This is a genomic window from Rhodococcus sp. JVH1, from assembly GCF_000280725.2.
Taxonomy (GTDB): Bacteria; Actinomycetota; Actinomycetes; order Mycobacteriales; family Mycobacteriaceae; genus Rhodococcus_F; species Rhodococcus_F jostii_A.
The window spans coordinates 2,709,784-2,722,700 of the sequence record NZ_CP166289.1 but is presented as its reverse complement, the minus strand read 5'-3'; the positions used below and the strand labels follow the sequence as shown (position 1 = coordinate 2,722,700).

General features: G+C 68.8%; 12 protein-coding genes. 7 read left to right on the top strand and 5 right to left on the bottom strand.

The genetic code is table 11. The features are described from left to right. Window positions 1-53 precede the first annotated feature (53 nt). From JVH1_RS12310 to JVH1_RS12300, 3 genes are read left to right on the top strand one after another with little or no spacing between them, the layout of a single operon-like run. The gene (locus JVH1_RS12310) at window positions 54-533 is read left to right on the top strand and encodes a MarR family winged helix-turn-helix transcriptional regulator (RefSeq protein ID WP_009477857.1); all 480 of its coding nucleotides are present in this window, start codon (window positions 54-56) and stop codon (window positions 531-533) included. Continuing rightward, window positions 530-1,375, top strand: coding sequence for an ABC transporter ATP-binding protein (locus tag JVH1_RS12305; protein WP_009477858.1), 846 nt, complete (start codon window positions 530-532; stop codon window positions 1,373-1,375). Before JVH1_RS12310 ends, JVH1_RS12305 begins: the two co-directional genes overlap by 4 nt. Next, window positions 1,335-2,153: an ABC transporter permease gene (locus JVH1_RS12300; RefSeq protein WP_009477859.1), complete on the top strand. Its 819-nt coding sequence runs from the start codon at window positions 1,335-1,337 to the stop codon at window positions 2,151-2,153. Before JVH1_RS12305 ends, JVH1_RS12300 begins: the two co-directional genes overlap by 41 nt. 10 nt (window positions 2,154-2,163) lie before the next feature. On the opposite strand, the gene JVH1_RS12295 is transcribed toward JVH1_RS12300, so the two are convergent. Genes JVH1_RS12295 through JVH1_RS12285 form a run of 3 tightly spaced genes read right to left on the bottom strand, consistent with a single transcriptional unit; the run spans window position 2,164 to window position 5,761 of the window. Continuing rightward, window positions 2,164-3,816, bottom strand: coding sequence for a (2,3-dihydroxybenzoyl)adenylate synthase (locus JVH1_RS12295; protein WP_009477860.1), 1,653 nt, complete (start codon window positions 3,814-3,816; stop codon window positions 2,164-2,166). 35 nt (window positions 3,817-3,851) lie between these two features. Further along, a complete protein-coding gene (locus JVH1_RS12290) occupies window positions 3,852-4,622 on the bottom strand; it encodes a 2,3-dihydro-2,3-dihydroxybenzoate dehydrogenase (RefSeq protein ID WP_009477861.1) in 771 nt (256 codons plus the stop codon). After that, window positions 4,619-5,761, bottom strand: a complete 1,143-nt coding sequence (locus tag JVH1_RS12285) for an isochorismate synthase MenF (protein ID WP_009477862.1) — start codon at window positions 5,759-5,761, stop codon at window positions 4,619-4,621. Before JVH1_RS12285 ends, JVH1_RS12290 begins: the two co-directional genes overlap by 4 nt. 260 nt (window positions 5,762-6,021) lie before the next feature. On the opposite strand from JVH1_RS12285, the gene JVH1_RS12280 reads away from it, so the two are divergent. The 4 genes from JVH1_RS12280 (at window position 6,022) to JVH1_RS12265 (ending at window position 10,298) form a co-directional block, all read left to right on the top strand. Next, on the top strand, window positions 6,022-6,972 hold the full coding sequence (locus JVH1_RS12280) for an Lrp/AsnC family transcriptional regulator (protein ID WP_009477863.1): 951 nt from the start codon (window positions 6,022-6,024) through the stop codon (window positions 6,970-6,972). Between the two features lie 151 nt (window positions 6,973-7,123). Further along, window positions 7,124-7,399 carry a hypothetical protein gene (locus JVH1_RS12275; RefSeq protein ID WP_005566410.1) on the top strand — a complete coding sequence of 92 codons (276 nt, stop codon included), beginning with the start codon at window positions 7,124-7,126 and terminating at the stop codon, window positions 7,397-7,399. Then, window positions 7,396-8,865, top strand: a complete 1,470-nt coding sequence (locus JVH1_RS12270) for a sodium:solute symporter (protein WP_009477865.1) — start codon at window positions 7,396-7,398, stop codon at window positions 8,863-8,865. Before JVH1_RS12275 ends, JVH1_RS12270 begins: the two co-directional genes overlap by 4 nt. Beyond that, window positions 8,865-10,298 carry an amidase gene (locus JVH1_RS12265; RefSeq protein WP_009477866.1) on the top strand — a complete coding sequence of 478 codons (1,434 nt, stop codon included), beginning with the start codon at window positions 8,865-8,867 and terminating at the stop codon, window positions 10,296-10,298. The genes JVH1_RS12270 and JVH1_RS12265 overlap by 1 nt, the downstream gene beginning before the upstream one ends. Here the strand turns inward: JVH1_RS12265 and pyk are convergent. Together pyk and JVH1_RS12255 are read right to left on the bottom strand one after the other, a co-directional pair. Further along, the gene (pyk, locus tag JVH1_RS12260; protein ID WP_009477867.1) at window positions 10,288-11,769 is read right to left on the bottom strand and encodes a pyruvate kinase; all 1,482 of its coding nucleotides are present in this window, start codon (window positions 11,767-11,769) and stop codon (window positions 10,288-10,290) included. The two genes, JVH1_RS12265 and pyk, sit on opposite strands and share 11 nt — an antisense overlap. Then, entirely contained in the window at window positions 11,766-12,896 is a 1,131-nt protein-coding gene (locus JVH1_RS12255) for a glycerate kinase (RefSeq protein ID WP_009477868.1), read from the bottom strand. The genes pyk and JVH1_RS12255 overlap by 4 nt, the downstream gene beginning before the upstream one ends. Between the last annotated feature and the right edge of the window lie 21 nt (window positions 12,897-12,917).

The following is a 12,917-nucleotide window of genomic DNA, read 5'->3' as shown; positions in this document are numbered from 1 at the left end:
GCCCGAGCGTAGCCGCCCTCGTAATACCTCTGAAACAGAGCTATATTGTTTTCATGGCACAGAACGAGTCGCCTGCCGAACAGCTCTTCGCCGCAATCGGATTGCTGCGCCGGCACACGCGCCGTCGGGTCGGGCGGCCGTGGCCGGAGACCCCGTTGACGGGGTCACAGGTGGAGTTGGTCCGTCTGCTCCGCCGCAGGCCCGGCACGTCCGTAGCGGAGGCCGCGGCGGCTCTGGGACTCGCGGCGAACACGGTCTCCACCCTCGTGCGGCAACTGACCGACGCCGGGCTGGTCGAACGGGTGCGGGACGAGTCCGACCGCCGCGTCGCCCGCCTGGCGCTCACCGACGACGCTCGGGCACAGGTCGAGCGTTGGCGCGACCGCCGCAACATCGAGGTCGCCGCCGCATTCGACGGGCTGAGTGCCGAGGACAGGAAGGCCATCGAATCCGCCATACCCGCCATCACCCGCCTCGCCGGAGCACTCCACCCGGACCAGGCGGGGCCGAGCGATCAGGAGGTCGTCAGATGATGTTTCGGAGGGCGCAGACCGCCGCACGACTGCGGCCGACAGGCGGCGCGTTGGAACTGTCGCACGTGACCTACTCGTTCGGGGACTACGCCGCGGTGAAGGACCTGAGTCTCGTGATCGAGGCGGGGGAGTGCTTCGGCCTTCTCGGCCCCAACGGGGCGGGGAAGACCACCACGATCCGACTGCTCAACACGCTTCTCCCACTGCAGGGCGGCGACGTGAGCATCTTCGGGTACGACGTGCGCACCCAGGCCATGGCCGTTCGACGGCTGCTCGGGTATGTGCCGCAACAGTTGTCGATCGAAGGCGCGCTCACCGCCCGTGAGAACGTGTCCTGGTTCGCCCGCCTCTACGACGTACCCCGGTCCGAACGCAGGCGCCGGGTGGACGAGGTGCTGGAGATGGTCGACCTCGCCGATGTCGCCGATCGGGTGGCGTCGAGTTTCTCGGGCGGCATGGTCCGGCGTCTCGAACTCGCGCAGGCGTTGGTCAACCGGCCGTCGTTGCTGGTGCTCGACGAACCGACGGTCGGGCTCGATCCGGTCGCACGGGATTCGGTGTGGACCCGCGTCACCGAGATGCAGAAGCAGTACGGGATGACGGTCCTGCTCACCACCCACTACATGGAAGAGGCCGAGGCACTGTGTGATCGGGTCGCGTTGATGCACCGCGGCGAACTGCGGGCGGTCGGTTCCCCATCGGGACTCGTCGCCGAACTGGGGCCGGACGCGACGCTCGACGACGTCTTCCGCCACTTCACCGGTGACAGTCTCACCGCCGACGAGAAGGGAGGGCTCCGGGATGTCCGCAGCGCCCGCCGCACTGCCCGCCGTATGGGCTGAACCGCCGACCCGGGGTGTGCTCCGGTTGTTGTCGCGGATCGTCACGTTCTGTCTGGTCGAAGTGCAGAAGCTCCGCCACGACCGCACCGAGTTGGTGACCCGGGTGATCCAGCCGATCCTGTGGCTCGTCATCTTCGGGGAGACGTTCAGCCGCATTCGCGCGATCCCGACCGGCGACGTCCCCTACCTGGACTATCTGGCGCCGGGCATCATCGCCCAGTCGGCGCTCTTCGTCGCGATCTTCTACGGCATCCAGATCATCTGGGAACGCGACGCCGGGGTCCTGACCAAACTGCTCGTGACTCCCACTCCGCGAGCGGCTCTCGTGACGGGCAAGGCGTTCGCGGCCGGTGTTCGCGCAGTGGCCCAGGCCGTGGTCGTCGTGGTCGTGGCGGCGCTGCTCGGCGTCGGAATGACGTGGAATCCGGTGCGACTTCTAGGTGTCGTCGCGGTCGTGGTGCTGGGAGCGGCGTTCTTCTCGTGCCTGTCGGTGGCCATCGCCGGGGTGGTGCTCAAACGCGACCGGCTGATGGGGATCGGGCAGGCGATCACGATGCCGCTGTTCTTCGCGTCGAACGCGCTGTACCCGGTGGAATTGATGCCGGGGTGGGTCCAGGCGATCAGCCGCGTGAACCCCCTGAGTTACGAGGTGTCCGCACTCAGGGGGCTGCTGATCGGCCAGCCAACGAACTACTGGCTGGACTTCGGGGTGCTCGTGGCGGCCGCGGTGCTCGGGATCGCCGTCGCGTCCGCGCTGCTGGGGAGACTGTCCCGATAGCGGGGTCGGGTTACGAAGTCACGAACGTCTTCTCCAGTGCCCGGCGCAGGTCGGACTTGCTGATCTTGCCGACGCCGGTGACGGGGAACTCGTCGACGAACACCACCTTGTCCGGCACCTTGTACTCGGCGAGTCCGCGGCCGCGGACGAACTTCTTGAGTTCGACCGCCTTCGGCTGCTCGCCCTGGACCACGACGAACGCGCAACTGCGCTCGCCGAGATACGGATCGGGCATCGACACCACCGCGACGTCGGCGACGGCGGGGTGTGCGAGCAGATGGTTCTCGACCTCTTCCGCGGCCACCTTCTCGCCGCCGCGGTTGATCTGATCCTTCGCGCGGCCCTCGACGACGAGGTAGCCGTCGTCCGTGAGCCGGACGATGTCGCCGGTGCGGTAGAAGCCGTCCTCGGTGAACGCCGTCGAATTGTGTTCGGGAGCCTGGTAATACCCGCGGACGGTGTACGGGCCGCGGGTGAGCAGATGACCGGACGTGCCGTTCGGGACGGGCTCGCCCCGGTCATCGACGACCCGGACCTCGTCGTCGGGGCTGATCGGTCTGCCCTGGGTGGTGACGATCGTGTCTTCCGGGTCGTCGAGGCGGGTGTAGTTGACCAGGCCCTCCGCCATCCCGAAGACCTGCTGCAGCGTGCACCCGAGTTCGGGACGGACCCGCTTCGCGGCCTCGGCGCTGAACTTGGCACCGCCCACCTGTAGCACCTCGAGGCTCGAGAGGTCGCGTTCCGTGCGACCACTGGCGGCCAGCCACGCCAACGCGAGCGGCGGCACCAGCGACGTAATCGTGACGCCCTCCTTCTCGATGAGCGCGAACGCGGTGTCGGGACTCGGATCCGGCGCGAGCACCACGCGACCACCGGCGTGCAGCACGCCGAGGATGCCCGGTGAGCTCATCGGAAAATTGTGCGCCGCAGGCAGAACGACGAGCATGCGCGTGCTCTCGTCGACGCCGCAGATGCGGTCCGACTCGCGCACCGAGTACAGGTAGTCGGTGTGGGTGCGCGGGATCAGCTTCGACACCCCGGTGGTTCCGCCCGAGAGCTGCAGGAACGCCACCGATTCCGGACCCACCGCCGGCCAGTCCGACATCGGTTCCGCCGCCCGGAGTTCGTCGAGTGACGTGAACTCCTCTGCGTCCCCGGCCACGATGATCCGGGGCGGATTCTCGGCCGAGGACACCACGTCGCGGGCGAGGGTGCGGTAGTCGAATCCGGCGTGCGTATCGGTGACGACGTAGGCCGCGGCGTCGGTGAAGCTGCAGAAGTAGGAGATCTCCTGGGCGCGGTGCGCGGGGAGCGCGAACACCGGCAGTGCGCCGAGCCGGAAGACCGCGAAGATCACCTCGACGTACTCGACGATGTTCGGCAGTTGCACCACCACCCGGTCGCCGGGCTGCACCCCCGACGACTGCAGCCCGGCGGTGAGCCGGTCGGCGCGGTCGGACAGTTCCCGGTAGGTGAGGGCAATGTCGACCCCGGACGCGTCCGGCCCGGTCACGGCGATCGCGTCCCCGAATTGCTCGGCGCGGGCGCCCAGGAACTGCTGGAACGTCTCGTCCGTCCAGTACCCGGCGTCACGGTAGCGTGCGGCGAGGTCGGCGGGGTAACCGACGGTGATCTCCAGGGGAGCGCGAACGCTCGTGCTCATCGAAAGTCCTTTCACGGGCATGGCTGTTCGGGGCGTCAGGCTCGGAGGGTAGCGCCGCCGTCGACGTAGAGCGCCTGCATGGTGATGTGACGCGCCCGCTCCGACAGGAGGAACTCGACGGAGTCCGCGATGTCGGCGGCGTCGGCGATGCGGCCCAGCGGGATTCCGACCTTGAACGTGCCCAGGTCGCCGTCGATCGCCCCGCGCGCGCCGGTGTCGTCGGCGGGGTCCGCCCACAGCGACCGCTGCATCGCGGTGTCCGTCGAGCCGGGGGCGACGATGTTGGCGCGGATCCCGTATTCGGCCAGCTCGAGGCCGAGTACCCGGACGATCATCGACACGGCGGCCTTGGACGCGCCGTACGCGCCCATGCCGGTGCGGGGGACGCCCGCGGCGTTGGAGCCGACCACGACGATGGAACCGGCTGCACGCTCGCGCATTCCGGTGCCGACCGCCCGCAGCACGTTGACGAGGCCGGTGACGTTGACGTCGAACACGCGCTGCCAGCTCTCGGGGTCGGCGTCGAGCACCGATCCGGTCTCGAGCACACCCGCCACGTGTGCGAGTGCGGTGATGGGACCGTGCTCGTCCTCGATCCGGCGGACGGTGTCGGTGACGGCGTCGGTGTCGCGGATGTCGGTGACGGCGGTACCGAGCGGCGGGGTGTCGAGCAGTGCCGCGGTGGCGGCGAGGCCGTCGGCGTCACGATCGAGCAGTACCAGGCGGTGACCGGACCGCGACAGGGTGACGGCCGTTGCCCGCCCGATGCCCTGGGCCGCCCCGACGACCAGTGTGGTGCCGCTCATCGGGGGAGCCCCAGTGCGGCGAGGACGGTGCCCAGTTTGGTTGTGGTCTCGGCGAGTTCGTCGTCCGGTTCGGATGCGGCGACGATGCCGCCGCCGGCGTACGCCGTGACGGTGGTGCGGTCGGTGTCGATCTGCGCGCACCGGATGGTGACCATCCATTCGCCGTCTCCGTCGGCGTCGGCCCAGCCCACGGCGCCGGCGTAGAAGCCGCGGTCGCCCTCGAGTGCGCCGATCAGCGCACGCGCCGCGTCGGTGGGGGTGCCGCACACGGCCGGGGTCGGGTGCACGGCGAAGGCGAGGTCCAGTGCGGTCACCGAGCGGTCCCGCAGCCGTCCCGACACGGGCGTGCCGAGATGCCACAGTTGCGGTGTGCTGGTGAGGGTGGGCCTGTCCGGGATGTCGAGTTCGGTGCAGAACGGTTCGAGGCTCGCTCGCAGCGCCTCGACGACGAGGGCGTGTTCACGCAGGTTCTTCTCCGACGACGCAAGGTTTTCGGCGGTCAGCCGGTCGATCTCGGGATCGGTGTGCCGGGGAGCGGATCCGGCGAGAGGATGGCAGGTCACGGTGTTGCCGCGGCGGCGGATGAGCACCTCGGGACTCGAGCCGACGAGGTGCCGTCCCGACCAGCCGGTGCCTGCGGCACTCAGATCGACGCTGAAGCCGTTGCCGCCGAGGTCGTTCGCCACGAGCTGCGCGAGCAGTGCGTGCGGATGCAGCGGTTCGTCGGCGTGCAGGACGACCGATCGGGCGAGTACCACCTTGTGCAGTGTGGCATCGGGTTCCCGCAGCACGTGAATGGCGGCGGCGACCCGGGAAATGTGCTCGTCCTCCGGGGGAATCGACTCACCGGCGCGCACGCGCGGAAGGGCCTGCAGGCGAGGGGTCCAGCTTCCCGGGTGATGACGCAGCGCCTGTGGTGCGATCAGCGCGGCGGGATGTGACGGGTCGAAGGCGAGCGCGCCGACCACCGACGTCGAGGTGCCGTTCCGCAGGGCGGCGGCGGCGTCGCGGGCGGAGTCGTAACCGGTGCGGATGCCGTCGGCGATCACAGTGCCGTGCGGGCGGGAGAGAACGAACGGCGCGCCCGGCGGGAGGTCCGCCGAAGTCTCTGCGGACTCGGCAATGGCCGTCGACTGCATCTGCGATCCCCTTTCGTAGCGGATAACTGTGGTGCGCGGCGATGCGTGCCGCCCCGCCTCGACCATATACGGTTAGCCTAACCTTTGGTGATCGAGAGTGTTCGTCTGCGGTTCTGGCGTGTGGCGTGTTCTGTTGCAGACCAGCGGTTTCGAACACGATGCCCGGGCGCGATATCAGCTGCGAACAGGATCTGGATTCTCGCCACCATCGACTGGCCTAACATCGCATGCACACGTTGCATGGAGGGCAGGCGGCTGCAATGACCGAACGCAGGTTCTCGCTCGATCAGCGGATCGTCGCCGCCCTCCAGGTCGATGGGCGGTGCTCCTGGAGCCGCATCGCCCAGGCGCTCGGCGAACCCGAGCGGAACGTCACCCGGCACGGCATCGCGCTCCTCGAGTCCGGCCGGGTGGCCGTCACCGCCGTCGCGAACAGCGGCGGCACCGCGATCGTCCGCCTCCAGTGCTCGCCGGGAACGGTGCGAGTGGCGGCGAGCGCCCTCGCCCAGCGCAGCGACTGCATCTTCGTGTACATCCTCACCGGCACCGCCGATTGTGTGGCCGAGATCCACGTGTCCCGGGACCGCCTCCCGAAGCTCGTCATGGACGAACTGCCCGCGACGATGGGCGTGGTCCGAAGCTGGACCGACCCCGTGCTGCGGTACTTCCGCACGGTCCGCGAATGGGAGGCCGGGGTGCTGACCCCCGCCGAGAAGGAAGCGATCGGCGGGGTGTCGCCTCCGGCGACATTCCTCACGGACCTGGAACGCGGCACCCGGGATCCCGTCGACCGGACGATCATCCGCGAGCTGATGCAGAACGGGCGGGTGGGCACCACGGCGCTCGCCCGGACCGCGGGCGTGTCCGAGGCGACGGCCCGGCGACGCGTCCAGTCGCTGCTCGCCGAGGGTGCGATCAGCCTCCGGGTGGTGGTGGATCCGGTCTTGTTCGGGCTGCGTGCCGAGGCGATGCTGTTCATCAAGACTCAGCGCAACCGGATCGAACCGCTCGTGCGGGGGATGCTCGAGATGCCGTACGTGCGGTACGCCGCCGGCACGGCGGGCGAGTACCAGGTGGTCGCCAACATCGCCGCGCCCGACGAGTCGGTGCTCTACGACTACATCACCACCGCGCCGTGGGTGGCGGACGCGGCCGCCCTGGAAACCAACATGGTGGTGCAGGCGGTCAAACGCAGCGGGCGGGCGATGTGACGGATTTCGACATCGGGCGGCCCCTCCGGCGCACCTGATTGCGATCTCCGACAGGCTGGTGGCCGATTTCGCCGAACCTCGTCCAGCTGTTGAGTGCTGTGATCCGCACCACGCATGCTTCCTCTACTCCCCGGATGGAAGAAGGAACAGCATGCAACGAGACGCCATTCTCGGGGCGATCGAGGATTCGCCGCAGCGCCGCTGGCTGCTGCTCGTCCCGGTCGCCCCGGTGCTCGCACTCGTCACCGCCGTGTGGCTGCCGTTTGTGAACACCGCCGACCTGTGGCTGGGAATGCCCCGGCTGCTGGTCTGGTGCTCGGCCTGGGTGCTCCTGCTGCTGCCCGCGCTGGCGGCGGTGGAGTTCGGCCTCGTCCGGCCGCACGAGGAGCGGAGCGACGACCTCCAGCTCGAGGAGGCGACGCTATGACGAACTCAGCTCTGTGGATCACCCTGGCCGGCATGATCGGATTGGCCGTGATCGCGGTCGGTGGACGCCGGAAACGCGCTCAGAACTTGAGCGAGTGGACGGTCGGCACACGGAACTTCGGTGTGGTCACCAGTTTCTTCCTGCAAGCCGGTGAATCGTTCACCACGTTCACGTTCCTCGGTGTCGCCGGTATCGCGTTCACCGCGGGCATCGGCGCCACCTACGCCATCCCGTACATCCCGCTCGGCTACGTGGCCCTGTATTTCATCGGACCGCGGATCTGGAAGCTCAGCAAGGACCGCGGCTACATCACCCAGGCCGACTTCTTCGCGGACCGGTACCGCAGCCCGCTCCTCGGCCGGCTCGTCGCCCTGTGCGGCATCATCTTCCTGCTGCCGTACCTGCAGTTGCAGATCACCGGCCTCGGTCTGATCGTCCGTCTCGTCACGGGCAGCGCGAGTTCGGGCACGCTGAGCATGATCGTCGCGACCGTCCTCGTCGTCGGGTTCGTGCTGTGGGCCGGCATTCACGGCCTCGCGCGCACCGCATACGTCAAGGACGTCCTGATCCTGCTCGCCGTCGTGGTGCTGTCCATCGTGATCCCGCTGCACTTCGCCGGTGGCATCGGCGACGTGTTCGGCCAGATCGCCCAGACCCACAGCGAGATGCTGACCGTGAATCCCGGCGACTACGACAAGGTCTGGTGGACCACGAGCCTGCTGATCTCCGCGATCGGCTGCGGGTTCCTCACCACCCCGCACCTCTGGCCGCCGCTGCTGGCCGCGAAGAACGGTCGAGTGATCCGTTCCAACAACACTTTTCTGCCGATGTACCAGGTGGTCATGATTCTTCCGATCATGCTGGGTTTCGTCGGGATCCTCGCGCTGAATCCCAACACCAGCAGCAACGCCGTCCTGCTCACGCTGGCCGGGGGAGCCCTGCCGAACTGGGCGCTCGGACTGATCGCGATCGCCGCAGCCTCCGCCGCGATGCTGCCTGCCGGCGCCATCTGCATCGGCATCTCGACGCTGGCGTCGCACAACCTGGTGAAGATCGAAAGCGAGCGCACGAAGCTCCGGTTCAACCACCTGGTCGTGATCGCCGCTGCCACCATGGCTCTCGTGCTCGGCCTGACGCGCCCCGATCTGCTGGCCAACCTGTTGCTGCTCACGTTCGGCGGTCTCAGCCAACTCGCCCCCGGCCTGGCGCTGGCCCTGCCCGAGAAGCCTTTGCTCGCCAAGCAATCCGTGTTCGCGGGTCTCGTCGTCGGAATGCTCACCGTCATCGTGATGACCGTCTTCGAACTGAACCTCGCCAACATCGACGCCGGCATCTGCGGCCTGGTCCTCAACCTCGCGGTGATCGCCGTCGTGGAGGCCGTCGTCCGCGCCACCCGTCCCCGCACCCCGGCCCCCGCGTCGTCGGAAGACCTTCCGGCCGCCACCCCGATCCTGGAGACCACGTAATGACCATCGATCACTACTCGACCGCGCGAGAGATGCTGGCCGCACTCCGTAGCAAAGACATCTCGGCCCGCGAGCTGCTCGACCTGCACACGGACCGGATCGCGCAGGTGAATCCGACGGTCAACGCGATCGTCAGCCTCGACCTGGACCGGGCGCACGCCACCGCCGCCGCGGCCGACGCACAGACGGCCGCCGGGACCCCGGTGGGGCCGCTGCACGGACTGCCGTTCGCCTTCAAGGACACTCACGACGTCGCCGGTTTCCCCACGGTGGCGGGCTCGCCGCTCCTCGTCGACAACGTGCCCGAGACCAGTGAGCTGATCGCCGAACGCGTCATCGCGGCCGGGGCCGTCACGATCGGCAAGACCAACGTCCCCGAATTCGCCGCCGGCTCGCACACGTTCAACCCCGTCTTCGGGACCACCACCAACCCGTACGACCCCACCCAGAGCGCGGGTGGCTCGAGCGGCGGCGCCGCGTCGGCGCTCGGTGCGGGACTCGTCCCGCTCGCCGACGGCAGCGACATGGGCGGTTCGCTGCGCAACCCGGCGTCCTTCTGCAACGTCGTCGGATTGCGCCCCACTCCGGGCCGCGTCCCGTGCTGGCCGAACAGTGCGCCCTGGGACGCACTCGTGACACAGGGACCGATGGCCCGGAACGTCGACGACCTGGAACTGCTGCTGTCGGTGATCTCCGGACCCGACGCGCGGATCCGCAGTTCGCTCAGCGCCGACGCCCTCGCGCCGCGTCTCGGTGTCGCCGGCCTGCAGGGTCTGCGCGTCGCGGTGTCCGTGAATCTGAACGGCATCTTCCCCGTGGACGCGCCGGTCCGCGAGATCCACGACCGGCAGTCGTCGATCTTCGCCGCCGCGGGTGCCGTGGTGGCCGAAGACGCGCCGTCGATTCCCGACGCCGAGTGGGTGTTCCGCACACTGCGGGCGTGGCGGTTCAAGATCGACCTCGGTGACCGCGCCGACGCCACCCCCGACCTGCTGAAGCCGTCGCTGCTCGACAACATCCGGCAGGCAGACCGGCTCTCCGCCGACGATGTCGCGAAAGCCATGGTGGCGCAGGCGGAGATCCAGCAGCGCGCCGTCGAGTTCTTCGCCCACCACGACATCCTGGTGATGCCCGTGTCGCAGGTACTTCCGTTCGACGCAGAGCTCGAGTACCCGGCAGCGGTCGACGGCCGTCGCTGCGACGACTACCTCGACTGGATGACGTCCGCGCTGACCGTGACGGTGCTGGGTTGCCCCGCGATCTCCGTTCCCGCCGGATTCAGCGCCGACGGTCTGCCCGTCGGCGTGCAGATCGTCGCCGCCCCGGGCAACGACCTGTTCCTGCTCGACGTGGCACGAGCCTACGAGCAGCTCGACCCCGTCGGAGCCACGCGTCCGCACCTTCTCGAGAGGGCGGCAGCGTCTACTTCGTGAAGTCGTCTTCGCCGATTCGGTGGACGTGGATGAGGTTGGTGGATCCGACGGTGTGTGGGGGTGAGCCGGCGACGATGACGACGAGGTCGCCGCGCCGGTAGCGGCCCAGCCGGAGGAGGGCGGTGTCGACCTGGCGGATCATCTCGTCGGTCGATGCGACCGGGTCGACGAGGAAGGTTTCGGTGCCCCAGGTGAGGGCGAGTTCGTTGCGCACCTGGGGTACCGGGGTGAATGCGAGCAGTGGCAGTGGGGTGTGGAGCCGGGCGAGGCGTCGTGCTGTGTCGCCGGACTGGGTGAATGCCACCAGCGCTGTGGCGTTCAGGCGTTCGCCGATGTCGCGGGCGGCGAAGGAGAGGACGCCGCCGTGGGTGCGCGGGATGTGTGTGAGGTCCGGGACGGTGGTGGACTGGTGTTCGACGGCGGAGAGGATCCGCGCCATCGTCGCGACCGTCTCGATCGGGTAGGCGCCGACGGAGGTTTCCCCGGACAGCATTACCGCGTCGGCGCCGTCGAGGACGGCGTTGGCCACGTCCGATGCCTCGGCCCGGGTGGGGCGGGAGTTGTCGATCATCGATTCGAGCATCTGCGTCGCGACGATCACCGGCCGGGCGTTCTCCCGGGCGATCTGCACGATGCGTTTCTGTACCAGCGGTACGTGTTCGAGGGGGACCTCGACGCCGAGGTCGCCGCGCGCGACCATGACGGCGTCGAAGGCGCGCACGATCGCCTCGATGTCGTCGACGGCTTCGGGTTTTTCGATTTTCGCGATCACCGGGACCCGCCGGCCGATCCGGTCCATCACGTCGTGGACGCGGTCGATGTCGGTGGGGGCGCGGACGAAGGACAGGGCGATCAGGTCGACGCCGAGCCGCAGGGCGAATTCGAGGTCGTCGATGTCCTTGCCGGACAGGGCGGGGACGGAGACGTTCATTCCGGGCAGGGAGACGCCCTTGTTGTTGCTGATCGGGCCGCCCTCGGTGACCCGGCACACCACGTCGTTGCGGTCGACGTCGATGACGGTCAGTGCGATCTTGCCGTCGTCGACGAGGAGGCGGTCCCCGGGCCGGGCGTCCTGGGCGAGGTGGGTGTAGGTGGTCGAGACCCGGTCGTGGGTGCCCTGGCATTCCTCGACGGTGATCCGGACCTGTTCGCCGGCCGCCCACACCGCCGCGCCGTCGGCGAAGCGGCCGAGGCGGATCTTCGGTCCCTGCAAGTCCGCGAGGATTCCCACGGCTCGGCCGGTGTTGTCGGCTGCGGCGCGGACGCGCCGGTAGTTGGCCTCGTGGTCGGTGTGGTCGCCGTGGCTGAAATTCAGTCGGGCGATGTCCATCCCGGTTTCGACGAGTGTGCGGGTGCGCTCGTCGGTGGCGGTGGCAGGCCCGAGCGTGCAGACGATCTTCGCCCTGCGGGACAACAGGGCAGACGTGTCGACCACATCGGTGAGCGGCGATTCGATGTCGGTGAGAGTCATCGTGGTCCTTCGTTGTGGAGAAGTGAGCTGCGGCCGATGTCGCGCCCGATGTGGGTGAGGAGTTCGCCGGTCAGCTCCGGGTCGCTGGCCGTGTTCCGGTCGGTGTAGTCACCGAGAGCATGGATGTATTCGAAACCATGAGGTGCCCAACGGTTCCGGGAGAGCGTGTTGCGGCCCGCGACGGCGATCACCGGGACCGGGTGGGCGCGGCGGGCGAGGACGGTGAGGAGTTTGCCGTGTTCGGTCTGCTCGTCGATGCTGCCCTCGCCGGTGATCACCAAGTCCATCCCTGGGAGGCAGCCGTCGAAATCGAGCAGGTCGAGGAAGTACTCGGCACCCGAGACCATGCGTGCTCCGAGCATCATGGCGGCGAATCCGATGCCGCCCGCGCTACCGGCGCCGGGGGAGTTCGCGATCGCACGCGCCTGCGGGTGGCCGCTGCGGGTGAACGCCTCGACGAGGTTGTCGAGGCCGGCGTCGAGATAGCGCACGGTCGCGGGGTCGGCGCCCTTCTGCGGGCCGTACACGGCGGCGGCGCCGTGCGGTCCGGTCAGCGGGTTGGTGACGTCGCCGGCGATCACGATCTCGACGTCGGTCATGTTCACCGTTCGGGAGGAATCGACCGTGTGGACCTGGTGCAGGGTCCGGCCGCAGGCCCGCAGTTGCCGGCCGTCGGCGTCGGCGAACGTGAATCCCAGCGCGGCGAGCATGCCCGTCCCGCCGTCGGTGCCGGCGCTTCCGCCCAGGGCGAGGACCAGCCGGCGGGGTCGAAACCGCAACACCTGCGAGATCGCTTGCCCCATCCCGAGGCTGGAGGCGTCGAGTGGAGCGCGGCGGCCGCCCGGGAGGGTGGCCAGTCCGCAGGTATTGGCGACCTCGACCACCGCTGTGGTGCCGTTGACTGCGATACGTCCGCGCTGGGGTGTTCCCGTGGCGCCGGCGACGGTGACCGGGTGCGGAGTGAACCCGACTGCCACCGCCGCGTCGACGCTGCCGTCGCCGCCGTCGGCGAGGGGAAGCTGTCTGCTCTCGATTCCCGCCGAGGCGAGTCCGGCCGAGAGGTGTTCGGCGACATCGGCTGCGGAGAGCGAGCCCTTGAACTTGTCCGGGGCAACCAGAACCCTCATCGGCCTTCCTTTCTCGTGTGC